This window comes from Pantoea sp. UBA7232 (assembly GCF_002473195.1).
GTDB lineage: Bacteria > Pseudomonadota > Gammaproteobacteria > Enterobacterales > Enterobacteriaceae > Pantoea > Pantoea eucrina.
In genome coordinates, this window is sequence record NZ_DKTK01000005.1 from 140,159 (window position 1) to 163,605 (window position 23,447).

A 23,447-nucleotide genomic window follows, 5' to 3' on the forward strand; every position below is an offset into this window, starting at 1 on the left:
TTGCGGCACGTCTGTTTGCAGAGTGCGCATCAATTGCGGCACGTCTTTGTAGGGTGCGCATTCATGCGCACCGGAGAGCGAGCGTTACTCCTGACGCAGCTGAAGGTCCAGCGGGGTTTTGCTCGGCTCACCGCCAATCTCACGCGCCAGTCTGGGCACCATATAGCCGGAGACCCGGCTGAGCAGCTGACGCATCAGCGTGCGCGCTTCGGCGTCTGAAACAAAGAAGTGGGCAGCGCCCTGAACTTTGTCGAGTACGTGGAGATAGTAGGGCAGAATGCCGGCATCAAACAGCGCATTACTCAGCTCAGCCAGCGTATCCGCATTATCATTAACGCCGCGCAGCAGCACGCTCTGATTCAGCAGCGTCACGCCCGATCGCTTCAGCAGCTGAAGACGCGCGCGCAGCGCCTCATCAATCTCCTGCGCGTGATTGATATGGCTTACCAGCAGCACCTGCAGGCGGGTGCCAGCCAGCAGCTGGCACAGCGTTTCCGTAATGCGCGCCGGGATCACCACCGGCAGCCGGCTGTGAATACGCAGTCGCTTCAGATGCGGGATCTGCTCCAGCGCCGCAATCAGCCAGGCCAGCTCATGATCTTTAGCCATTAGCGGATCGCCGCCGGAAAGGATAATCTCATCCAGCTCCGGGTGCGCGGCAATATAGTCGATCGCCGCCTGCCAGTTACGCTTGTTGCCCTGATTATCCTGATAGGGAAAGTGACGACGGAAACAGTAGCGGCAGTTTACCGCACAGCCCCCTTTGACCAGCAGAAGCGCGCGGTTTTTATACTTGTGCAGCAGGCCCGGCACCACGCTGCTCTGCTCATCGAGCGGATCGGTAGTGTAGCCCGGCGCATCGGTAAACTCCTGGCGGCTGGTCAGCACCTGCAGCAGCAGAGGGTCACCGGCATCGCCGTGGCGCATGCGCTGAATGAAGGCGCGCGGCACGCGCAGGGCAAAAAGCTGGCGTGCAGCGTGGCCGGCAGCTAATTCCTGATGATGTTCGAGGCCTAAAAGTTGCAGTAATTCAGCAGGATCGGTGACAACATCAGCAAGTTGCTGCAACCAATCTTCTCTGACAGGGGAATTTAGGGTTACAATGTGTGCCATTTTTTTGGCTATTACCAGTTAATATCTACAGAGGGCCTTTATGGCGACTTATCTTAGCAACGATTTTCGTTCCGGTCTTAAAATCATGTTCGAAGGCGAACCGTATGCCATCGAATCCAGTGAATTCGTAAAACCGGGTAAAGGCCAGGCTTTCGCACGCGTTAAAATGCGTCGTCTGCTGACCGGTTCTCGCGTTGAGAAGACCTTCAAATCTACCGACTCTGCCGAAGGCGCAGACGTTCGTGATATGACGCTGCAGTACTCTTACAACGACGGTGACTTCTTCTACTTTATGCACCCTGAGTCTTTTGAACAGTACCAGGTTGAAGCCAAAGTACTGGATGACGTGACCAAGTGGCTGCAGGACAACGCAGAGTGTATCGTAACCCTGTGGAACGATAAACCGATTGCCGTTCAGCCGCCAAACTTCATCGAAGCAGAAATCACTGAAACCGATCCGGGCCTGAAAGGCGATACCGCCGGAACCGGCGGCAAGCCAGCGACCCTGTCGACCGGCGCAGTCATCAAAGTGCCACTCTTCGTTCAGATTGGCGAAGTGGTGAAAGTTGACACCCGCTCGGGTGAATACGTTTCCCGCGTAAAATAAGCACTAAATCAGGCGCATCTGTGATGCGCCTTTTTTTATGCCCGCGAAACGCGCCGGCGGCGTGAATTTTTCAGGGACTTAGCTACCAGGGCTGCAGAAGCGGACTATGCTTTAAAAGCTGTACTTTTACTGCAACCAACAAGGATATGGCTATGTTTAAGAAAAGTATTGTCGCAATTTTCTCTGTGCTGGTGCTCTCTTCGGTACTGAGCGGCTGTAACACCACGCGCGGCGTCGGTGAAGATGTCGAAGCGGGTGGTCAGGCAATTCAGCGCAGCACCCAGTAAAATCTGCCGGTGCGAAAGCTTTCGCACCGCTCTTCTTTTCCTCTGATCTGCCAGCTTCTCTTCCGCTACGCCTCGTTGTTTGCTGCTTCTGTTCCGGGTAGACTTCCACCCCTTATTTGTATGAGGAGTCATCACCATGAGCGAAACGGCAAGCTGGCAGCCGAGCGCACCCATTGCCAATTTGTTGAAACGCGCCGCGATTCTGGCGGAAATCAGGCGTTTCTTTGCCGATCGCGGCGTGCTGGAAGTGGATACCCCGGCGATGAGCCAGGCCACCATTACCGATATCCATCTGGTGCCGTTTCAGACGCGTTTTGTCGGACCCGGCGCCAGCGAAGGCCGCGATCTCTGGCTGATGACCAGCCCGGAATACCATATGAAACGGCTGCTGGCCGCTGGCAGCGGGCCGATCTACCAGATGGGTCGCTGCTTCCGTAATGAAGAGGCGGGGCGTCATCACAATCCTGAATTCACCATGCTGGAGTGGTACCGCCCGCACTACGATATGTATCGCCTGATGAACGAGGTGGACGATCTGCTGCAGCAGGTGCTGGAGTGCGACACTGCAGAATCCCTTTCCTATCAGCAGGCGTTTATCCGTCATCTGGAGATTGATCCGCTCTCTGCGGATAAAACGCAGCTGCGCGAAGCCGCGACAAAGCTCGGCGAGGGGGAGCTGGCGCAGCGTGAAGAGGATCGCGATACGCTGCTGCAGCTGCTGTTTATGCTGGGCGTAGAGCCGAAAATTGGCAACGACAAACCCTGCTTTGTCTATCACTTCCCGGCAAGTCAGGCTGCGCTGGCGGAGATCAGCACGGAAGATCATCGCGTTGCTGAACGCTTTGAGGTCTATTACAAAGGGGTTGAGCTGGCGAACGGTTTTCGCGAGCTGACCGACAGCCGTGAGCAGCGTCAGCGTTTTGAACAGGATAACCGTCGTCGTGCGGCGCGCGGGCTGCCGCAGCATCCGATTGACCACTATCTGCTGGATGCCCTGGCGCATGGTATGCCAGCCTGTTCCGGCGTGGCGCTGGGCGTGGATCGCCTGATTATGCTGGCGCTGAAAGCCAGCGCGCTGAGCGATGTGATCGCGTTTCCGGTCGACAGAAGCTGAGAACGTCAGGTTAAGCGCGGCGCCGGCTGGCGCCGCGGCTTACTGGGCGGTGGTGACGGGTGCGGCAGCTTCCGGAAACTCCTGGATCGTAACCGGCAGCGTCATTTTTTGCTCATTGCGCAGCACCTGCACATCAATCACTGAACCGGGGCGGATCTCCGCCACCTGATCCATCGTCTCCTGCGCGGAGAGCGCAGGCTTGCCATTAACCTGCAGCAGCACATCGTTGGCCTGGATCCCGGCGCTATCGGCCGGACCGCCCGGCGCGACGCTGTTAACAATAATACCCTGTACGCGATCGAGATTGCTGCCCTGGCCGTGCAGCGGCGGCAGTTCACGTCCGGTAATGCCGATATAGCCGCGGATCACCCGCCCGTCGCGGATCAGCTTATCCATGATTTTGGCCGCCAGCGCGGTAGGAATAGCGAAGCCGATGCCTTCCGGTGTTTCTCCGTCGTTGCTTTTATCAAAGGTCAGCGTGTTGATACCCATCAGCTCGCCCAGCGAATTGATCAGCGCGCCGCCTGAGTTACCCTGATTAATTGAGGCATCGGTCTGGAGAAAATTTTGCCGGCCGGAAGAGCTCAGGCCGACGCGCCCGGTCGCGCTGATAATGCCCTGTGTGACCGTCTGCCCGAGGTTATAAGGGTTACCAATCGCCATCACGACGTCACCAATGTGCGCCAGCCGCGCAGGGTTAATGGGGATAACCGGCAGGCCTGAGGCGCTGATTTTGAGCACGGCTAAATCGGTCATGGCGTCGGAGCCCACCAGGGTCGCTTCAAAAAAGCGGCCATCCTGAAGCGCCACGATGATCTGATCGGCGTTATTGATAACGTGTTTGTTGGTAAGGATGTACCCTTTCGCGTTCATGATCACACCCGAGCCGAGCGTGGTGATACCGCGATTATTGTTACCGTGGGCGCTGCGGTTGTAGACATTGACTACGGCGGGCACGGCGCGGCGCACCCCCGGATTAAAACTGAAAGGGGTTTCGTCAGCGCTGCTTTCATGATCAAAAGTGACGTCGCTGCCCATCCGCAGCGCCGGGATCGCAACAAGCAGCAAGCCTGCTACGATCAGGCCCATCACCACTGCACGCAAAAGTTTAAGAAACATGGTGTTATTTCAAGCCAGGTGAGATCGCAGGGCAGAATAACATGAGAAAGGCGGACACACACCTGCTTGTCCGCCTGTCGGGGGGATTATCTCAGCAGCAGGTAGATACTCTCGTCGCCGCGTACCACATTCAGCGCCAGCACCGGCGGTTTGCCCTCCAGCACTTTACGCATCTCGGCAAGGCTCTGCACCCGGGTACGGTTTACGCCCACAATCACATCATCTTTCTGCAGACCGACCTGCTCAGCCGGCGTGCCTTTTTCGATGGCGTCGACTTTAACGCCTTTATCGCCTGTTTTGGTGGTGCCGTCGCTCAGCTGCGCGCCCTGCAGGGCAGGAGACATCAGCTGCGCGCTGGCGGTGCTCTGCGCGCTCTGCTCCAGCGTAACGGTCACGCTGACCGGCTTACCGTCGCGCAGCAGACCGATTTTCACCTGCTGGCCTGGCGGCGTGGTGCCTACTTTAACGCGCAGCTCGGCGAAGCTGGCGATCGGCTTATCGTTGATAGAGGTGATGATGTCGCCCGATTTTATCCCCGCTTTCTCCGCGGCCGATTTTGGCAACACTTCAGAGACAAATGCGCCGCGCTGCGCGTCAACGTTAAACGCTTTCGCAATATCCGCCGTCATCTCGGTGCCTTTGATACCCAGCTGACCGCGCTTCACTTCGCCGAACTGAATCAGCTGCTGCGCCAGGTTAATCGCCATATCACTGGGGATGGCAAAGCCGATACCAATATTGCCGCCGCTTGATGCCAGAATCGCGGTATTAATACCGATAAGCTCACCGTTCAGGTTGACCAGCGCGCCGCCGGAGTTACCGCGGTTAATCGCCGCATCCGTCTGAATAAAGTTCTCCAGTCCTTCAAGATTAAGACCGCTGCGGCCGAGTGCCGAGATGATCCCGGAGGTGGCTGTCTGACCCAGACCAAACGGGTTACCGATGGCTACCGCAAAGTCGCCGACTTTCAGCGCATCAGAATCGGCGATTTTCACCTGCGTCAGGTTCTTAGCCCCTTCAACCTGAATCAGAGCGATATCTGTCTGCTCGTCGTGGCCAATCAGTTTGGCATCATATTCGTTGCCGTCGCTGAGCTGGACGCTGATTTTGTCCGCGCCGTTTACAACGTGATTATTCGTCAGAATGTAGCCTTTTGCCGCATCGATAATGACGCCTGAACCGAGGCCTTCAAACGGCTGGGGCTGTGACTGACCGGGCGCCTGGCCGAAAAAACGCTTCAGCGGTTCCGGGATCTCCTGCGCCTGCTGACCACTGTCGCTGCCCTCAACGTGTACGCTGACCACCGCCGGCAGCACTTTCTCCAGCATCGGTGCCAGGCTTGGCAGCGCCTGCCCCTGAATCTGTGCCGGAAGCGCGGCCATCGCGCCTGACGTTGCGGCCAGGCTCATGCTGATACTCAGCGCCAGTGCGCTTAATAGTTTTGTTTGTTTTTTCATGGGTTATCAGGCTCTCGCTGCGAATAGGGGAGTACAGAAAGTGTGACAATCGTTTACTGCAAGTGTTCGAAACAAAAAGGGCACCGCATGAGGCGGTGCCCTGAAAAGATTAACTGCGGGGCGGGGTAGTGCGATCGCTGCCGCGCAGTAACCCGGAAGCGCCTTCAGAGTAGTCGCGCGGGATCTGCACCGGCGCCTGATCGTTATCCGCTTCCGCTTCCGTCAGCTGATAGGCGAACGGATTTTTTTCACCCGGCAGATTAGGCAGCAGATCGTTGGATCCTTTTGCCATGTGCTGATAAAGCTGGCGGTAATCGCGCGCCATATTGTCCAGCAGCTCTGCGCTCTGGGCAAAATGGTTGGTGAGCTCTTCGCGATAATCTGCCAGCTCCGCTTTTGATTTTTCCAGTTCATACTGCATGCTGCGCTGTTCGCGCAATTTTTTGTTGCCAAAACGCATAGCGACTGCGCCGACAATAATGCCAATCACTAAACCAATCAGCCCGTATTCCCAGGTCATAATAACTCCCGTGTAATTTCCGTTGCTTCGTAGGGCATTGCTTCAACTTCAACTTCAGCTTCACTATAAGTCACTATACCCGTTAATCTGCAGGAAGTGGAACTATCGGACTGTATCGCTTAGTGTAGAGCGGCCTAATTTTCAGCAACCGACACGTGAATCGGACTTTTCAGGGATTCTGAGAGAACAATGCAAACCTCATCTCCGCTTGCGCGCTATGAGCAGGCGCTGTCGCAGGGCGAGTTCCGCCCGGACGACGTACAACGTGAAGCTATAACCCGCTTAGACGCTATCCAGCAAGGGCTGATTGCCCGTCAGCAGCCGCGTGAAAACAGCGGTCGCGGCCTGCTGGGACGCCTCTCCCGACTGGTCGGCAAAGAGAAGGCAGCGCCGGAAGCACCGGTACGCGGTCTCTATATGTGGGGCGGCGTCGGCCGGGGAAAAACCTGGGTCATGGACCTGTTTTTTCAGTCAATTCCTGGCGATCGCAAACTGCGGCTGCACTTTCATCGTTTTATGCTGCGGGTACATGAAGAGCTGACGCAGCTGCAGGGACAAAGCGATCCGCTGCAGATTGTGGCTGACCGTTTTAAAGCAGAGACCGATATCCTCTGCTTTGATGAGTTTTTTGTCTCCGACATTACCGATGCCATGCTGCTGGGTACGCTGATGGAGGCACTGTTCGCACGCGGTATCGCCCTGGTCGCCACCTCCAATATTCCGCCGGACGATCTCTACCGCAACGGTCTGCAGCGCGCGCGCTTCCTGCCCGCTATTGAGCAGATTAAACAGCACTGTGAGGTGATGAACGTGGATGCCGGCATCGACTATCGCCTGCGTACGCTGACGTCAGCACATCTGTGGAACCATCCGCTTAATGACGCCACACAGGCGGAGATGACGCGCATGTTTCGTGCGCTGGCGGGCGGAGCACCCGATGATGCACCGGTGCTGGAGATCAATCACCGGGAGATGCCCACCCGTGGAGTACATGAAGGCGTACTCGCCATTGATTTCCTGACGCTGTGCGGAGCGGGGCGCAGCCAGCACGACTACATTGAGCTGTCGCGGCGTTTCCATAGCGTGCTGCTGTTTGATGTACCGGTGATGATTTATAAAACTGAAGATCAGGCGCGCCGCTTTCTGGCGCTCGTGGATGAATTTTATGAACGCCACGTCAAACTGGTGGTGGCAGCGGAAACCTCGCTGTTTGAAATTTATCAGGGAACCCGGCTGAAGTTCGAGTATCAGCGCTGCCTGTCACGCCTGCAGGAGATGCAGAGCGAGGAGTATCTCCGGCTGCCGCATCTGCCGTGACGCCCGGCCAGAAATCGTGAATTTTGTCGCAAAAAGGTTCGATTTTTAAATCTGACTTCTCTATAATCTTGCGACCCCACGTTACAGCACAGCATTTCTTTTCCCGGAAAGCTGTGTGATCCGGTAACTCTACCTGAGGGGGTGGGCTTGCTGGGCGAAATGGTCGCGTGAGCCTCAATCGTTAACTTAGCGTTTGGGATTTCACCAACGTGTAACTTTTATTTGGGTAAGCTTTTCAATGAAAACTTTTACAGCTAAACCAGAAACCGTACAGCGTGACTGGTATGTTGTTGACGCAACTGGCAAAACCTTGGGTCGCCTGGCGACTGAACTGGCGCGCCGTCTGCGTGGTAAGCACAAAGCGGAATATACTCCGCACGTTGACACCGGTGATTACATCATCGTTCTGAACGCGGACAAAGTTGCTGTAACCGGCAACAAGCGTACCGACAAGATTTACTATCACCACACTGGTCACATCGGTGGTATCAAGCAGGCGACCTTCGAAGAGATGATTGCCCGCCGTCCTGAGCGTGTGATTGAAATCGCGGTTAAAGGCATGCTGCCAAAAGGCCCACTGGGTCGTGCTATGTACCGTAAACTGAAAGTTTACGCAGGCAACGAGCACAACCACGCGGCGCAGCAACCGCAAGTTCTTGACATTTAATCGGGATTATAGGCAATGGCTGAAACTCAAAACTACGGCACTGGTCGCCGCAAAAGCTCTGCCGCTCGCGTCTTTATCAAGCCGGGTAGCGGTAACATCGTAATTAACCAGCGCTCTCTGGAGCAGTACTTCGGTCGCGAGACTGCACGCATGGTCGTGCGTCAGCCGCTGGAGCTGGTTGATATGGTTGGTAAACTGGATCTGTACATCACCGTTAAAGGTGGTGGTATTTCTGGTCAGGCTGGTGCGATCCGTCACGGTATCACCCGCGCTCTGATGGAATACGACGAATCTCTGCGTGCAGAACTGCGCAAAGCGGGCTTTGTTACCCGTGATGCTCGTCAGGTTGAACGTAAGAAAGTCGGCCTGCGTAAAGCACGTCGTCGTCCTCAGTTCTCCAAGCGTTAATTGCTTACTGCTTCGGCAGTGTCAATTGGCTCAAAAAACCCGCTTCGGCGGGTTTTTTATTGGCTGTTATCCCGGTAAAGCAGTGTAAAAACGCGAGCTTTCCCGGCTATTTGCCCGCAAATGCGCAACCCCGCCCCACAAGCTGCTTAAAATCTGGTAAACTCACTGACACTTTGCGCCCGCGAGCCGCGGCCTGAACTGACGCTCCGCTCCGGACATGAGCCGGATATCAGCGCTGCCCGGCAGTGTGCGAGTCTGATGATCGGGTGAGTCGCCGTGTGGTTGGCTATTCGCAGTATATTTTTGTGAACAAACTTGGAGGTTTTCATGGCTGTCGCTGCCAACAAACGTTCGGTAATGACGCTGTTTTCTGGTCCGACTGACATTTTCAGCCATCAGGTACGTATCGTACTGGCTGAAAAAGGCGTCAGCGTGGAGATCGAGCAGGTTGAACCAGATAATCTGCCGCAGGATCTGATTGACCTCAACCCGTATCGCACCGTACCTACGCTGGTCGACCGTGAACTGACGCTGTATGAATCACGCATCATCATGGAGTATCTGGATGAGCGTTTCCCGCATCCTCCGCTGATGCCGGTTTATCCGGTTGCGCGTGGTGAAAGCCGCCTGATGATGCACCGCATTGAGCAGGACTGGTATAGCCTGCTGCGTACCATCGAAACCACCAGCGGCGCTGAGGCAGATGCCGCGCGCAAACAGCTGCGTGAAGAGCTGCTGGCGATTGCGCCGCTGTTTGCGCGCACGCCGTTCTTTATGAGCGAAGAGTTCAGCCTGGTGGATTGCTACCTGGCGCCGCTGCTGTGGCGTCTGCCGCAGATGGGCGTTGATCTGAGCGGTGCCGGCTCGAAAGAGCTGAAAGGTTATATGACACGCGTATTTGAACGCGACTCCTTCCTCGCCTCACTGACGGAAGCTGAGCGGGAAATGCGCCTGCAGGCTCGGGGCTAAGTATGGAAATGTCGCAACTCACCGCGCGTCGCCCCTATCTGCTGCGGGCATTTTACGACTGGCTGCTGGATAATCAGCTGACGCCGCATCTGGTGGTGGATATCAATTTGCCTGGCGTACAGGTCCCGCTGGAGTATGCGCGCGACGGACAGATCGTGCTGAATATTGCGCCGCGTGCGGTAGGCAATCTCGATCTCTCCAATGACGAAGTGCGCTTCAACGCGCGCTTTGGCGGCGTGCCGCGTCAGGTTTCCGTGCCGATGGCTGCTGTAATGGCAATCTACGCGCGTGAAAATGGTGCGGGCACCATGTTCGAACCGGAGCCGGTCTACGATCAGGCGATGGACGATCAGGAAGCGGGTCAGGAAGAGACGGTCATGTCCGTTATCGATGGCGATCGTCCGGATGATGCTCAGGATGAGGATCATTCCCCTGATGACGAGCCACCGCCGCGCGGCGGACGTCCTTCACTGCGCGTCGTTAAGTAATCTTTTCGCGCAGAAAAAACGGGCCTGATGGCCCGTTTTTTTATGCTGTCACTCAGTAGACGTCGCGCAGATAGCGTTTTTCTTTCTTCAGCTGGTCGATATACGCTGCGGCACGTTCACCGGACAGACCGCCAGCCTGGCGTACCACTTCATACAGCGCGGCGTCGACATCTTTCGCCATGCGCGATGCATCACCGCAGACGTAAAAGTATGCGCCTTCCTGCAGCCAGGCGTAGAGCTCAGCGCCTTTCTCCAGCATCCGGTTCTGAACATAGATTTTCTCTTCCTGATCGCGCGAGAAGGCGAGATCGAGGTGCGTCAGCAGACCGCTCTGCTGCCAGCCGTGCAGCTCATCACTGTAGATATAGTCATGCTCCTGATGCTGATCGCCGAAAAAGAGCCAGTTTTTGCCTTTTGCTTCCGTTGCCTGACGCTCCTGCAGAAACGCGCGAAACGGCGCAATACCAGTACCCGGTCCGACCATGATCAACGGTGCATTGCCATCAGCCGGCACGCGGAACGCTTTATTAGGCGAAATAAAAATAGCCGGCTTCTCGCCACGGCGTACGCGCTCTGCCAGATAAGTGGAACAGACGCCTTTACGCTCGCGTCCGCCGCTGTGATAGCGCACAGAGGCGATGGTCAGGTGCACCTGATTGGGATGCGCTTTGGCGCTGGAGGAGATGGAGTAAGCGCGGTGCTGCAGCGGCCGCAGCATCGCCACAAATTCCGGCACCGACAGGCTGCGCTTCAGCTCCAGCTGCAGCAGATCGAGGCTGTCTTTGCCCCACAGCCAGTTGGCCAGCGTATCTTTATCGTCGTGCTGCAGCACATGCAGCAGCTCCTGGTTGGCGGTGTGCTGGCCAATCCACTCAATGAGCTTGCGTGACGGCTCGGCGATCTCAAACTGATAGGTCAGCAGATCGCCCAGATTGCGATCGAAGCCCGGTACCGGTGTTTCATAGTCCGCTTTCAGCTCAGTCAGCAGCAGCGTGACCAGCGCGGCGTCGTTGACCGGAATAATCCCCAGCGCATCGCCCGCTTCATATTTCAGACCGCTACCGCTGAGATCAAATTCAAAGTGGCGGATATCTTTAGCCGACTGTTCGCCAGAGAGGCGTTTATTGGTGGTCAGCGCAGCCGCATAAGGATTCTGCTTATTGCTGCCGGGGATCACCGGCGCTTCCGGTGCGCTCTCCAGCACGGTGCCGCTGCTGCCGGCGCTGGCGGCAAACTGCGGCATCGCGCTGCCAATCCAGGCATCGGATGGCTCTTCAAAATCGATATCGCAGTCGATGCGATCCACCACGCGGCGCGCACCCAGCTGTTCAAGACGCATATCGATGAATTTACCCGCCTGGCAGAAACCGTCGTAGCCGGTATCGCCAATTGCCAGCACGGCAAAGTGCATCTGCTCCAGGCGCGGTGCGGTGCTGGCTGAAATCGCCTGCCAGAACAGCTGCGCGTTGTCAGGCATCTCACCTTCACCATAGGTTGAGGTCACAATCAGCACATGACGCATGGTGGTGAAGACTTCGAGATCGACCTCACCCAGCGCCTGCACCACCGGGACCAGACCTTTGGCACGAGCCGCTTTAGCCGCGGTCTGGGCCAGCGCTTCGGCATTGCCGGTCTGGGAGCCGTACAGAATGTGCAGCTGCGTAGTTGCGCTGGCGCCAGCGGCAGGCGCCGTCTGCTTATCTTCCAGCACTAACAGGCGCGAGTGGAGACCGGCGAGAAAACCCGCCAGCCAGTATTTCTGCTCACCGTTAAACGGTGCGTCTTCAGGAATGTAAGGAATCTTCATGATACGGGTACTCAATCCTGTTAGTAATGTTCACTCTTAAGGCTCAAATGCCGGGCTGACGCGATCAGGACAGTTTTCCGACCGCAGCGGCAATTTCCGGCAGCGCCGCACGCGCAAACAGCTCTTCAAAGTCCGGCAGGTGGCCCAGCACCTCGCGATGGCGCGCATCCTGATAGATGATCCAGCCATAGGTCGCCAGGCTATCCATAGAGCGGATATTACGCTGCGTTAATGCCGCTTTGTAATCAGCCATGCGTTTTGCCGCGATCAGGCTTGCCAGCTCATCATCGCTGTAGCTCTCAATTGCCGCGCGGGCGTGCCGCTGCAGCTTACTGACCAGCGCAAAATCCTCGGTCATCAGCAGATTGCGTACCGCTTTTTCAACCGCCGGATCTTCCACTGCGGTGCCTTTCGGCAGCTTGCCCAGCGCCAGCTGCTGCGCAAAGCTCAGCACGGTGTAGTTGTTAAGCAGGATAAACATCTCCTGCGTATCGGTCGCACCGTAGGCGGGTACGGCCCCGTCAGCAATGGTTTTGCCGCTGCGCCACGCCGCTTTAAATTTGGCTACCTGGTGTGCAGCCAGCGAGGTTGAAAGCTCTTCCAGCAGATCTTTGCGCGATTTTGCTTTCAGGATCTCACCACCATCCTGGTAGAGCAGCAGCGAACGCGGCATAACATACACAAAGTGCTGACATTCGCTCTCCCAGTTCGCCAGCAGCCAGGCGGCGCGTGGCGAGCGGGTCGCTTCCAGATGCCAGTTCAGCATGGTCAGTACCGCCTGCTTATGCACGCGCGCCATCTCGTTATCATCCGCAATGGAACCAAAGAGTACGGAGTCTCCCGCCGCATGGCCGGCAAGGTTGCCGTACGGGTCATACTGATAAGCGAAGCCGCCGCTCATGCCGTTGCCAAAGCCTTTGCCAAAGGTGCCGAGGTTAAGGATGGCGCCGTTGGTCATATATTCACAGCAGAAATCGCCCACGCCTTCCACCACGGCGGTGGCGCCGGAGTTACGTACCGCGAAGCGATCGCCCGCCTGGCCCTGCACAAACAGCCGGCCGCCGGTGGCACCAAACAGCGCAAAGTTGCCGATCAGCACGTTGCCATCGCTATCCTGTGCGCCGCCGCCTGGTGACATCACCACCAGCTCACCGCCGCACTGACCTTTGCCTACGCCATCGTTACAGGTGCCGTAGTGCTGCATCAGCATGCCGTCGTTACAGAACGCCCCGAATGATTGTCCGGCTGCGCCCTGGGTATGGATTTGCACCGTGCGTGGCGCCAGGTAGTGGCGCCCGCGATCGTCCTTCAGCACCGCCGGCAGCAGGAGGCGCTGCTCAGCCGGTAGCGTATGGTTCAGCAGGCGCTCGATATCGATAGCCAGCTGTCCGCCAACGCTTTTATTGCGGTTATTCAGCGTCACGCCGTTGCCCAGAGTAACCTCACGGCCCGCCTGCTCAACCAGCTGCGCCGTCACTTCCGTTACCCAGCCGTCGTCGAGCGTAAAATCTTTTTCCAGATAGACCGGATGCGCGATTTTCTGTTCCGGTACTACCGTCAGCATGGCGCGCAGATCGAGTTTGCCCACTTCCAGCGGATGATCCATCAGGTGCAGCAGATCGGCCCGGCCGCGCGCCTCACGCAGCGAGCGCAGGCCGAGGCGGGCGAGAAACTCGCGCACTTCCTGCGCCACGTTGATGAAGTACTGCGCCAGCTGACGCGGATCGCCATCAAAGGCTTCGGCATTGGTGGTTAAGCCCGCCGGGCACTTCACGTTGCAGTTTTTCGCCATCACGCACTTCAGCATCATCAGTGCCGTGGTACCAAACTCAAAGCTATCGCCGCCCAGCAGCGCGGATTTAATCACGTCGCTGCCGGTCTGCTGCGCGCCGGAGCAGCGGAGCTGTACTTTGTCACGCAGGCCATTGGCGCACAGCGCCTGATGAACTTCAGCAATACCGATTTCTGCCACGCGGCCGGTATATTTCAGGCTGGTTACCGATGCCGCACCGGTTCCGCCGGTGTTGCCCGCCACGTTAATGACGTCGGCGCCGGCTTTGGCTACGCCCACCGCAATGGTGCCGATACCTTCTGAAGAGACCAGTTTGACAATAACGCGCACGCGCGCGGCTTTGCAGTCGTGGATCAGCTGTGCCAGATCCTCAATGGAGTAGGTGTCATGGTGAGGCGGAGGCGACACCAGCTCCACACCGGGCGTGCCGCCGCGTGCGGCAGCAATCTCTACCGTGACTTTAGGCGCCGGCAGCTGACCGCCTTCGCCAGGTTTTGCACCCTGACCAATTTTGATCTCCAGCTCTTCCAGCATCGGATCGGCCAGGTAGGCCGCCCAGACACCAAAACGTCCTGAAGCCAGCTGTTTAATGCGCGAGGCGCGGATGGTGCCGTGACGCGAATAGTGCTCGCCGCCTTCACCGCAGTTACTCATGCCGCCCACCATATTGGTGCCGTGCGCGACGGCTTCATGCGCAGGCGCAACCAGCGCTCCGTGGCTCATTGCACCGGAAGCGAAGGTGCGGGTGATTTCGTGTGCCGGCTGAATCTCCTCCAGCGGCAGCGAAGGCTGCGCCGTGAAAATTTTTGCCAGGTACTCTGCGGCCTTACCATAGGCGGTAATGCGCAGCACGCTCTCTTCCACGCTGCTGCTCTCAATGTCATCCCGGAAGCGGGTGCTGAGCGCACGCGCCAGCGCCGCCAGACGCTCCTGCTCCGGTTTCAGACCGGCAATCGCGTCGATCAGGCGCAGTTCAAACTGGTTCAGGCTGCCCGCCACCGTCTGACACTGCAGGCCACGGATGGCGAAACCATTGTTCACCAGCGAATAGCGGCCCAGCTTGCGGCCAAACTCCGCTTCACTGTCAACGTGGGTCAGATCGCAGGGCAGGGCAAGAATGTCACGCAGCGCTGCCGGACGGCGTTTGCGCTCAGCATGCATCAGGCTGGAGAACTGACGGTAATCCGGCGTAATGGCAAAGGTATCGATGACCGCATTCGGGATCCGTTCAAAGCTGCTCTCTTTGAATGCGTCCGCTTTAATACCAAACGCGTTTTCCAGCCTGGCGAGCGTCATCAGACGGATAAAGTTATCCTCTTCGCGCGCCTTATCGGCAAAGCGGATCGGCTGTTCAGTCATATCGATAAAGGTTCGCACGGCGATGGTGCCGTAGGAGTGACCGGCACCTTCCGCACGCTCTTTGAACAGGCCAAGCAGCGGCACTTCCGCTTCACCCTGGATTTTCAGCGCGCTTTGATGCCAGTCTACTGCCATCTGGGCGATCGCCGGGAAGCCTGCGCCACCCACCGGGGTTTTGATATTCGGAAAATATTTTTTCAGCACCGGATCTTCAGTATCGAGAAAATTAGGCTCAAAAAACTCACCGCAGCTGTAGCTCTCGACGGTGCAGAGGCCCACTTTACCCATGGTCTTCATCAGCGCTTTCTCAGCGGCTTTGGCATAGCGCCTGAACGCCTTATTACCCTCTTCGCCTTCACCAAATTTCTCTTCTGCGCGCATCTGTACGCCCAGCGGATAGACGGCGGAAGCACCGAAGCCGAGCGTGGCAGCGATATGGTGCGACGAGATGCTCTGACCGCTCTCAACCACCAGAGAGACATCCAGACGCAGCCCTTCCTGCACCAGACGCTGGTTAATGGCGGAGATCACCAGCAGCATCGGCATGGCGGCATGCGTGGTTGATACGTGACGATCGGTGATCACGGCAATGCCGCCCTGCGTACGGGCGAAATCCACCACCTGCTGAGCCAGATTATCTATCGCTTTTTCCAGCGCGCTGGCATTAGCGGCGCGGCTGACGATATCTTTGCCGGTCACCGGCTCATAGAGCATTTCAAAGCGCGCGTAAGGTGCCACGTTCTGCTCGCGCAGGCGCAGCATATCAAGGTGGGTCAGGATCGGACTGGGAACAATAATTTGCTGCCCTTTGCTACGGCCAAGGTGGGGTTTTGCGCCCAGCGCCACGCGCAGCGTCATGCCGTCAGCTTCACGGATAGAGTCGAGCGGCGGGTTGGTCACCTGCGCAAAGCGCTGCGAAAAGTAGTGCGCCATGCCGCCTTCATGATCGGAAAGGCCGTTGATGGCGTTGCCGTAACCCATTGCGGAGATCTTCTCCGCACCGGTCTGCAGCATCGGATCCATCATGAACTTGAAGCTTTCCTGGTTGTAGTAGTAGGCGACAAAACGCTGGTAGGTTTTGAGATCGCCGCGATAGCGCAGCGGAGAGCCAAGCTTCTCGGCCGGAATTTCCGGCAGCTCATGCAGCTCGACGCGCGCCGCCTGCAGCAGGGCACGATAATCTTTTGCGGCCGCCAGTTTTTCCAGCGCTTCGGTCGTGGTATAGGCGCGCTTCTCTTTGTGATCGTAATAGAGCATACCGCCCGCTTCGATGCGGCCGCGACGCAGTACGCTTTCTGGCGGAAAGGCAATCTGGCCCGCTTCTGACATGGCACCGATATAGTCGGCAGTTTCCACTGAACGCAGCGGACGCAGGCCCAGGCGATCCAGACGGGCACCGATGACCTCGCCGTTGCCGAAAATCAGCGCGGCCGGACCATCATTTTTCTCTTCATACAGCGAAAAGTACTCCAGCATCGCACGCACGTCAGCGGAGAGTGAACTGTCGTTCTCCCACGCCGGGGGCATCATGGAGACCACGGCGGTGATCAGGTCGAGATCGTCTTCCATCAGGCGGCTGTGGATGCTCTGGTCAAGACGCGAGCTGTCAGACTGGCCTTTAGGGCGGACAATTTTTTTACCGCGCGCCAGCATCAGCGCCGCTTCAGCAATGCGGTTTTTACGATCGGTATTCAGCTCGCCGTTATGCGCCATCAGGCGGAACGGCTGTGCCATAGTGGTATGGGGATCGGTATTGGTCGAGAAGCGGGTATGGAAAAAGAGTCCGCGCACCTGGTGATCGCTGTCGGTGAGGTCTTTAAAGTAAGGGATCACTTCATTCGAGTTCAGACGCGCTTTAAACACCTGCGTGCGGGAAGAGAGTGAGAGCGGATAGAGGCCGCCAAACTCACTTTCGGTGAACGCGCGCGCTTCGATATCCAGCAGCGCCCGGTAGATCTGACGTTCGAAGTCAGTCTGATTCGTCAGCGCAGGCGGAGCGGCAAACACCCACTGCACAATCGGCAGCTGAAACGCCACGGCGGCAGGGCGGGTTACGCTATTATCCAGCGGCATATCGCGCTTCAGCAGCACCGGGAAATTCCATGCGGCCAGCGTCTCTTCAACCAGACGTTCGGCATTAGCCCGCAGCGCGGCATCTTTCGGGACAAAAAAGTTGCCTACGCCAAACTGGCCAGCTTCCAGCGCCTGGCCGGTTAATTTACGGAAAAAGTTAAGCGAGAGATCGACGTTAACGCCGGCACCATCACCGACACCCTCTGCGGACATCCCGCCGCGATGCGGCACGGTGCAGAGTGCGCTGTGCGCCATCTGCAGAATGTCATGTGTCTGCTCGCCGTCCTTGCGGGTAATAAAACCTACACCACAGCTATCGCTGCCTGCGGCCGGGTCGTACAAACCATAGGAATGAGGTTTTTGCGTGGACATTGAGAGTCTCCTTAAACTGCTTTAGACATTGCCTGTTCTGTTTCAGGCACAGAGCGCTGACGCGTGCTGTTTCACTGGTTTTTTCCGCGCTGTACGCGGGCGTCGCCACACCGAGCAATGACTCTCAGGATCCGGGTATAACGTCCTTGATGAGTTGCTCTTCAATCCGGTCTCTAACGGGAGATAACTTGCATCCAGAGGGAGTCTTCTTGCTGCATAGATATGTCGAGACACAGTCCCGACTGGAAAGCATCCAGCGGAATTTCAACTTATCGGGAAAGCGCACAGAGGTCAAATAGAGAGCGCTGAGCCCTATATCTGCAGAAAAAAGAGGTTAACCTTATGAATTTTATATTTTTTAACAGTAAATTTATGTCAATAAGCGCCGATTTAAACCCCTGCTAAGTGTGAGCCGTCTCACTATCTGCAGGCGGCGATATTACTTTACCCTGCTGGCAGTGCTGCTTATAGCAGCATAAAATATCGTAGCTGTGCAGACCGGCATGTCATGTATCTGTTTTTCTTATGGCGTCTGTTTTGAATTAAATATAGGTCTGTATAAGCAAAACTAATCAGAAGGTAACTGAGTAAAATTTCGTTAAATGTGAATCAGTATGCAATAAGGAGGGGTGGCAGTATGCTGAGAAATCAGCTGCCACAGGCGAAAGAGAGCAATAAGGTCTGACGCTTAGCTGCGCGCAGACGGCCTTTCAGATTATTCACCTGTGCAAATTAGTCAAGTGCTTTACTCAGCGCGCGCCAGATAACGTTCAAGCCGGGCGCGGATGCACTATGATGGGGCGTCAGGCGGGCGCAATATCCCGGTCAGCCCGGGCAGACGCAGGCTAATTACGTTATGATGGCGCCATTCGTTCAGGGGATCTGCCATGAAACAAATTCGTCTGTTAGCTCAATATTATGTCGACCTGATGGTCAAACTCGGTCTGGTGCGCTTTTCACTGCTGCTGGCGTCGGCGCTGGTGGTGCTGGCGATGATTGTCCAGATGGCGGTCACTATGGTACTGCGCGGGCATGTGGAAAGTATCGACGTGGTGCGCTCGGTCTTCTTTGGTCTGCTGATTACGCCCTGGGCGGTCTATTTCCTGTCAGTCGTGGTCGATCAGCTGGAGGAGTCGCGTCAGCGGCTAACGAAGCTGGTTGATAAGCTGGAAGAGATGCGCACGCGCGATCTCGAGCTTAATCAGCAGATGAAACAGACCATCACGCAGCTGAATCAGGAGATCAGCGATCGCATCAGCGCAGAAGAGGCGCGTAAACAGGTGATGGATAAGCTGCGTGAAGAGATGGCGCGCCGCGAGCAGGCGCAGATTGAGCTGGAGCAGCAATCCTCTTTCCTGCGCTCATTTCTGGATGCATCGCCCGATCTGGTCTTCTACCGTAATATCGACAAACAGTTCTCCGGCTGCAACCGCGCCATGGAGCTGCTGACCGGCCTAAGTGAAAAACAGCTGATCGGACTGACGCCGCGCGATATTTATGATGATGAGGCAGCGACCAAGGTACTGGAAACAGACGAAAAGGTGTTTCGCCATAACGTATCGCTCACCTATGAGCAGTGGCTGCAGTATCCGGACGGGCGCAAAGCCTGTTTTGAAATCCGTAAAGTGCCCTATTACGATCGGGTGGGCAAGCGCAGCGGCCTGATGGGATTCGGACGCGATATCACGGAGCGTAAGCGCTATCAGGATGCGCTGGAGAACGCCAGCCGGGAGAAAACCACCTTTATTTCAACGATCAGCCACGAGCTGCGCACGCCGCTGAACGGCATCGTGGGTCTGAGCCGTATTCTGCTGGATACCGAGCTCAGCCAGGAGCAGCTGAAGTACCTGAAAACGATTCACGTCTCAGCCATTACGCTGGGCAATATCTTTAACGATGTGATCGAAGTGGACAAAATCGAGCGGCGCAAAGTTCAGCTGGATAACCAGCCGCTTGATTTCACCGGTTTCCTTGCCGATCTCGAAAACTTATCCGGCCTGCTGGCCCAGCCGAAAGATCTGAAGTTTGTTATGCAGCCCGCGCTGCCGCTGCCGCATAAAATTCTGGCTGACGGCACGCGCTTACGGCAGATCCTGTGGAACCTGATTGGAAACGCCGTGAAATTCACCCGCGAGGGAGAGATTGTCGTGCGGGTCGCGTACAGCGCGAATGAAACGCTGCGCTTTGAAGTGCAGGATTCAGGAATGGGTATTCCGCAGGAGGAGCAGGACAAAATCTTTGCCATGTATTATCAGGTTAAAGATCAGCACGGCGGCAAACCCGCGACCGGTACCGGTATCGGGCTGGCGGTATCGCGCCGCCTGGCGCAGGCGATGGGCGGAGATATCACCGTCAGCAGCGCGCCGGGTAAAGGCTCCTGCTTTGTGGTTGAGATTAACGCGCCGCGCGTGGCTGACGAAGTGGAAGATACCGGCCTGGATGACAGCCTGCCGCTGCCGGTGCTGCACGTACTGCTGGTGGAAGATATTGAACTGAATGTGATTGTCGCCCGCTCGGTGCTGGAGAAGCTCGGCTGCAGCGTTGAGGTCGCCATGAATGGCCATGACGCGCTAAGCCTGTTTGATCCGCAGGAGTTTGACCTGGTGCTGCTGGATATTCAGCTGCCGGATATGACCGGACTGGACGTTGCGCGCGCTATCCATCAGCAGCATAAGGGCGTGCAGCTGCCGCCGCTGGTCGCGCTGACGGCCAACGTACTTAAAGATAAAAAAGAGTATCTCGATGCCGGAATGGATGAAGTACTCAGTAAACCGCTGGCGGTACCGGCGCTGACGGCGGTGATCAAAAAATTCTGGGATTATCAGGGCGAGGAAGAAGAGACAGATATGCCTGTCGCGGATACGCAGTCGCGCATGCTGCTGGATGTGGCGATGCTGGAGCAGTATATCGAGCTGGTCGGGCCTGGCCTGATCACACAGAGCCTGACAATGTTTGAACAGATGATGCCTGGTTATCTTGATGTACTTGATTCCAATATGATGGCGCGCGATCAAAAAGGCATTGCCGAAGAGGGGCACAAAATTAAAGGTGCCGCGGGATCGGTAGGCTTGCTGCATCTGCAGCAGCTGGCAAAACAGATCCAGTCACCGGAACTGCCGGCCTGGTGGGACAATGTGCAGGAGTGGATCGATGAACTGAAGCAGGAGTGGCGACAGGATGTTGCCGTACTGCGTGAATGGGTTGCCGGGCGGGAAAATCAGAAGCGCTAAAAAAAATGACCCCGGTCGAAACCGGGGTGCGCGAATACTGCGCCAACACCAGGGAAAAAGTGACTGCTGCTGTTATGGTTAATTGAAGTAAAAAGCAGCAGTCAGGTATTGGTTAACGTTACAAAATCACCTTAGCAAATTTGCCAGCCTGCGCGACAAGATTCATTAAATTGTGTGATGTTGAACAACGTTCCGCTACAGAAAACATTAATTTGACAACACTGTCAAGCGGGGAGTCAATTTCCCCGCTGATTTGTTTGTTATTTAATCGATATTAACCGGTTTTGACTGATTTTTCGCCATCATGATTGAGTGAAGCGGCGAAAGACCTGATAGCTATAAGGGGGCGGATTGTTATCAGGAAAATAGCCTTTATGCTATTGTTTTGTAATAAAAATAGCCGTACTGCGTCACATTTATCCGAAACGTTTTGGAAAGCAGGCGGTTAAACTTCCAGAACGGTCATTCTGAAAAACAGGCCGGTCAGAGTGTAAAATTTGATTTACGGACAATTACCGGGGGATTCGGCTTTCTGGCAGCATAATATGTGTCTGAAACCGATCTCATAGCAGACGATAGTCAGGAAACGCTAAGCTATTCTTTGCAAATGTTAAGCTATATGAAAGTCTTATTAACATGACTATTAGTGCAGGTTAACGGCGGTCTGAAGTTTGCTTTGCGTGTTTTTTATGCATGGAACCGATTCCTTAAAGATGGAAGTCTTTGATGTTTCAGGTTATCAGCACAAGAGCCGCTGCTGGCCTGAACGCTTTTTCAGCTCCGGAAACCGGCTGGCTGCATGCAGGCAGGTATAACAATGCGCACTGGACGCAATCATGACCAGAGTGATTAATTAATACAGGGAAGGGATACAGGAAGACGTAATGAAAAAATACAGAGGGAAAGGGTTCAGCCTTTTCAGGTCGCTGATGGTTAAATGTCTGCTGGCATGGGCAGTACTCTGGATCGGAGGAATTGCCGTTTTCGCTTTTTTACCCGTGCCTTTTTCCGCGGTTATGGCGGAACGTCAGGCAGGCGCCTGGCTGCACGGAGATATCAGTTATGTCGCACATTCAGAGTGGGTCAGCATGGATAACATCTCCCCGTGGATGGCGCTGGCCGTGATTGCCGCCGAAGATCAGAAATTCCCTGAGCACTGGGGTTTTGACGTTGGCGCTATTCAGCAGGTGCTCGACAACAGCAGCGGCGAGCGCATGCGTGGCGCGTCAACGCTTTCTCAGCAGACCGCGAAAAATCTCTTTTTGTGGGACGGACGTAGCTGGCTACGTAAAGGGCTGGAGGCGGGGATGACGGTTGGCATTGAAACCGTCTGGAGTAAACGTCGTATTCTGACGGTCTATCTTAATATCGCTGAGTTCGGTCCCGGTATTTTTGGCGCTGAAGCCGCAGCGCAGCACTATTTCCATAAGCCCGCCAGCCGCCTGACTATCGCAGAGGCTGCCCTGCTGGCTGCAGTATTGCCTAATCCGATCCGTTTTCGCGCGGATGCGCCTTCAGGCTATGTTCGCCAGCGTCAGCAGTGGATCATGCGTCAGATGCGCCAGCTGGGAGGGGAGGGTTTCCTGAATCGCTACCGGCTACACTAAAACCTTTACTCTTCGTCAAAGCCCGATTCAAACAGCTCAATAACGGCGGCAAGCGCCGCAGTTTCCTGCGGTCCGCTGGCTTCAATTTCAATATGACCGCCTTTTGCTGAATCCAGCATCAGCAGCGCAATAACGCTGCTCGCCTCAGCCTCGGTGCCCGCTTCATTGCGCAGCAGAACATCCGCGTCAAAGCTCTGCACCAGCTCAAACAGCTTCATCGCCGGGCGCGCATGCATACCCAGCTTGTTACGGATTTCGACAGTTTGCTTTACGGTCATGATTTACGCTTTTCCAGTGTGCGATGACGCGACTGCACGTTTTTACCGCGCGAACGGAAATAGTCAGCCAGCTGCTCGGCGATATACACGGAACGATGTTTGCCACCGGTACAGCCGATCGCCACAGTAAGGTAGCTGCGGTTGTTGGTTTCCAGCATCGGCAGCCATAGCTCAAGATAGCTGCGCGTCTGGTAGATAAAATTATGTACTTCTGTATGCCGATCCAGGAACGCCGCCACCGGTCGATCGAGGCCCGTCATCGGACGCAGCTTGGGATCCCAGTGCGGGTTAGGCAAAAAGCGCACGTCAAACACGTAGTCGGCATCGATCGGGATACCGTGTTTGAAACCGAACGACTCAAACACCATCGTGAGTTCGCGTTCGCGCTTGCCCAGCAGGCGGGTGCGCAGCATCTCAGCCAGCTCATGCACTGACATCTCTGAGGTATCAATAATCAGATCGGCACGCGAGCGCAGCGGCTCCAGCAGATCGTTCTCTTCATCAATGGCGCTTTCCAGCGACAGGTTTTTGCTGGAGAGCGGATGCAGGCGACGGGTGTCGCTGTAGCGCCGGATCAGCGTATTGCGATCGGCATCCAGAAACAGCAGCTGAGGAGAGAAAGAGTCAGGCAGATTATTTAACGCCAGCTCAAAGACTTCCTGCGACTCCGGCATGTTGCGTACATCAATACTTACCGCCGCCGAAATATTCCGCTCTGTCAGCGTATTCGCCAGCTCAGGCAGCAGAACTACCGGCAGATTGTCGACACAGTAAAAGCCCATATCCTCCAGGGCACGCAGCGCAACTGATTTACCTGAGCCTGATCGACCACTGACGATCATCAGCACCATCACTATTCTCCC

General features: G+C 56.1%; 18 protein-coding genes. 10 read left to right on the top strand and 8 right to left on the bottom strand.

Annotation, left to right across the window (positions count from 1 at the left end):
- Positions 1-84 precede the first annotated feature (84 nt).
- Positions 85-1,113 carry an EF-P beta-lysylation protein EpmB gene (gene epmB / locus B4056_RS02635; RefSeq protein WP_288653751.1) on the bottom strand — a complete coding sequence of 343 codons (1,029 nt, stop codon included), beginning with the start codon at positions 1,111-1,113 and terminating at the stop codon, positions 85-87.
- Positions 1,114-1,153: 40 nt separating this feature from the next.
- Between epmB and efp the strand changes: the two genes are divergently transcribed.
- From efp to epmA, 3 genes are all read left to right on the top strand, one after another.
- On the top strand, positions 1,154-1,720 hold the full coding sequence (gene efp, locus B4056_RS02640; protein ID WP_039382139.1) for an elongation factor P: 567 nt from the start codon (positions 1,154-1,156) through the stop codon (positions 1,718-1,720).
- Between the two features lie 152 nt (positions 1,721-1,872).
- Positions 1,873-2,007 (top strand): entericidin A/B family lipoprotein, encoded by a 135-nt coding sequence (locus B4056_RS02645; protein ID WP_039382142.1) that lies wholly within the window; start codon positions 1,873-1,875, stop codon positions 2,005-2,007.
- Positions 2,008-2,143: 136 nt separating this feature from the next.
- Positions 2,144-3,121: an elongation factor P--(R)-beta-lysine ligase gene (gene epmA / locus B4056_RS02650; RefSeq protein ID WP_039382145.1), complete on the top strand. Its 978-nt coding sequence runs from the start codon at positions 2,144-2,146 to the stop codon at positions 3,119-3,121.
- A gap of 39 nt (positions 3,122-3,160) precedes the next feature.
- Here epmA and degS read toward each other — a convergent pair whose 3' ends face one another.
- The 3 genes from degS to zapG all read right to left on the bottom strand — a co-directional run bounded on the left by degS (position 3,161) and on the right by zapG (position 6,217).
- Positions 3,161-4,240: an outer membrane-stress sensor serine endopeptidase DegS gene (gene degS, locus B4056_RS02655; protein WP_039382147.1), complete on the bottom strand. Its 1,080-nt coding sequence runs from the start codon at positions 4,238-4,240 to the stop codon at positions 3,161-3,163.
- A gap of 86 nt (positions 4,241-4,326) precedes the next feature.
- Entirely contained in the window at positions 4,327-5,697 is a 1,371-nt protein-coding gene (gene degQ, locus B4056_RS02660) for a serine endoprotease DegQ (RefSeq protein WP_288653753.1), read from the bottom strand.
- Between the two features lie 109 nt (positions 5,698-5,806).
- The gene (gene zapG / locus B4056_RS02665; protein WP_094110668.1) at positions 5,807-6,217 is read right to left on the bottom strand and encodes a Z-ring associated protein ZapG; all 411 of its coding nucleotides are present in this window, start codon (positions 6,215-6,217) and stop codon (positions 5,807-5,809) included.
- 189 nt (positions 6,218-6,406) lie between these two features.
- Here zapG and zapE point away from each other — a divergent pair, with 189 nt between their 5' ends.
- The 5 genes from zapE to sspB all read left to right on the top strand — a co-directional run bounded on the left by zapE (position 6,407) and on the right by sspB (position 10,066).
- On the top strand, positions 6,407-7,534 hold the full coding sequence (zapE, locus tag B4056_RS02670) for a cell division protein ZapE (protein ID WP_094110669.1): 1,128 nt from the start codon (positions 6,407-6,409) through the stop codon (positions 7,532-7,534).
- Between the two features lie 238 nt (positions 7,535-7,772).
- Complete coding sequence (gene rplM / locus B4056_RS02675; protein ID WP_039382157.1) at positions 7,773-8,201, top strand: 50S ribosomal protein L13; 429 nt, start codon at positions 7,773-7,775, stop codon at positions 8,199-8,201.
- A gap of 15 nt (positions 8,202-8,216) precedes the next feature.
- Positions 8,217-8,609: a 30S ribosomal protein S9 gene (gene rpsI, locus B4056_RS02680; RefSeq protein WP_039382160.1), complete on the top strand. Its 393-nt coding sequence runs from the start codon at positions 8,217-8,219 to the stop codon at positions 8,607-8,609.
- 327 nt (positions 8,610-8,936) lie between these two features.
- Complete coding sequence (gene sspA / locus B4056_RS02685; RefSeq protein ID WP_039382163.1) at positions 8,937-9,578, top strand: stringent starvation protein SspA; 642 nt, start codon at positions 8,937-8,939, stop codon at positions 9,576-9,578.
- 2 nt (positions 9,579-9,580) lie between these two features.
- On the top strand, positions 9,581-10,066 hold the full coding sequence (gene sspB / locus B4056_RS02690; RefSeq protein ID WP_039382169.1) for a ClpXP protease specificity-enhancing factor: 486 nt from the start codon (positions 9,581-9,583) through the stop codon (positions 10,064-10,066).
- A gap of 52 nt (positions 10,067-10,118) precedes the next feature.
- Here the strand turns inward: sspB and B4056_RS02695 are convergent, their stop codons facing one another.
- Together B4056_RS02695 and B4056_RS02700 are read right to left on the bottom strand one after the other, a co-directional pair.
- Positions 10,119-11,873: a sulfite reductase subunit alpha gene (locus B4056_RS02695; protein WP_039382173.1), complete on the bottom strand. Its 1,755-nt coding sequence runs from the start codon at positions 11,871-11,873 to the stop codon at positions 10,119-10,121.
- Positions 11,874-11,937: 64 nt separating this feature from the next.
- Complete coding sequence (locus B4056_RS02700) at positions 11,938-17,469, bottom strand: glutamate synthase-related protein (RefSeq protein ID WP_039382177.1); 5,532 nt, start codon at positions 17,467-17,469, stop codon at positions 11,938-11,940.
- An 887-nt stretch (positions 17,470-18,356) separates the two neighbouring features.
- Here B4056_RS02700 and arcB point away from each other — a divergent pair.
- Both arcB and mtgA read left to right on the top strand, forming a co-directional pair.
- Positions 18,357-20,699, top strand: a complete 2,343-nt coding sequence (gene arcB, locus B4056_RS02705; protein WP_288653757.1) for an aerobic respiration two-component sensor histidine kinase ArcB — start codon at positions 18,357-18,359, stop codon at positions 20,697-20,699.
- Between the two features lie 929 nt (positions 20,700-21,628).
- Complete coding sequence (mtgA, locus tag B4056_RS02710) at positions 21,629-22,306, top strand: monofunctional biosynthetic peptidoglycan transglycosylase (RefSeq protein WP_370513617.1); 678 nt, start codon at positions 21,629-21,631, stop codon at positions 22,304-22,306.
- A gap of 5 nt (positions 22,307-22,311) precedes the next feature.
- Here the strand turns inward: mtgA and npr are convergent, their stop codons facing one another.
- Positions 22,312-22,584 carry a PTS phosphocarrier protein NPr gene (gene npr, locus B4056_RS02715; protein ID WP_039382188.1) on the bottom strand — a complete coding sequence of 91 codons (273 nt, stop codon included), beginning with the start codon at positions 22,582-22,584 and terminating at the stop codon, positions 22,312-22,314.
- Positions 22,581-23,435, bottom strand: a complete 855-nt coding sequence (gene rapZ, locus B4056_RS02720) for an RNase adapter RapZ (RefSeq protein WP_039382191.1) — start codon at positions 23,433-23,435, stop codon at positions 22,581-22,583. Before rapZ ends, npr begins: the two co-directional genes overlap by 4 nt.
- Positions 23,436-23,447 lie beyond the last annotated feature (12 nt).

Bases quoted from the DNA above. Each gene is read 5' to 3' on its own strand.
- epmB (WP_288653751.1), bottom strand. From the start codon at position 1,113: ATGGCACACATTGTAACCCTAAATTCCCCTGTCAGAGAAGATTGGTTG.
- efp (WP_039382139.1), top strand. From the start codon at position 1,154: ATGGCGACTTATCTTAGCAACGATTTTCGTTCCGGTCTTAAAATCATG.
- B4056_RS02645 (WP_039382142.1), top strand. From the start codon at position 1,873: ATGTTTAAGAAAAGTATTGTCGCAATTTTCTCTGTGCTGGTGCTCTCT.
- epmA (WP_039382145.1), top strand. From the start codon at position 2,144: ATGAGCGAAACGGCAAGCTGGCAGCCGAGCGCACCCATTGCCAATTTG.
- degS (WP_039382147.1), bottom strand. From the start codon at position 4,240: ATGTTTCTTAAACTTTTGCGTGCAGTGGTGATGGGCCTGATCGTAGCA.
- degQ (WP_288653753.1), bottom strand. From the start codon at position 5,697: ATGAAAAAACAAACAAAACTATTAAGCGCACTGGCGCTGAGTATCAGC.
- zapG (WP_094110668.1), bottom strand. From the start codon at position 6,217: ATGACCTGGGAATACGGGCTGATTGGTTTAGTGATTGGCATTATTGTC.
- zapE (WP_094110669.1), top strand. From the start codon at position 6,407: ATGCAAACCTCATCTCCGCTTGCGCGCTATGAGCAGGCGCTGTCGCAG.
- rplM (WP_039382157.1), top strand. From the start codon at position 7,773: ATGAAAACTTTTACAGCTAAACCAGAAACCGTACAGCGTGACTGGTAT.
- rpsI (WP_039382160.1), top strand. From the start codon at position 8,217: ATGGCTGAAACTCAAAACTACGGCACTGGTCGCCGCAAAAGCTCTGCC.
- sspA (WP_039382163.1), top strand. From the start codon at position 8,937: ATGGCTGTCGCTGCCAACAAACGTTCGGTAATGACGCTGTTTTCTGGT.
- sspB (WP_039382169.1), top strand. From the start codon at position 9,581: ATGGAAATGTCGCAACTCACCGCGCGTCGCCCCTATCTGCTGCGGGCA.
- B4056_RS02695 (WP_039382173.1), bottom strand. From the start codon at position 11,873: ATGAAGATTCCTTACATTCCTGAAGACGCACCGTTTAACGGTGAGCAG.
- B4056_RS02700 (WP_039382177.1), bottom strand. From the start codon at position 17,469: ATGTCCACGCAAAAACCTCATTCCTATGGTTTGTACGACCCGGCCGCA.
- arcB (WP_288653757.1), top strand. From the start codon at position 18,357: ATGAAACAAATTCGTCTGTTAGCTCAATATTATGTCGACCTGATGGTC.
- mtgA (WP_370513617.1), top strand. From the start codon at position 21,629: ATGGTTAAATGTCTGCTGGCATGGGCAGTACTCTGGATCGGAGGAATT.
- npr (WP_039382188.1), bottom strand. From the start codon at position 22,584: ATGACCGTAAAGCAAACTGTCGAAATCCGTAACAAGCTGGGTATGCAT.
- rapZ (WP_039382191.1), bottom strand. From the start codon at position 23,435: ATGGTGCTGATGATCGTCAGTGGTCGATCAGGCTCAGGTAAATCAGTT.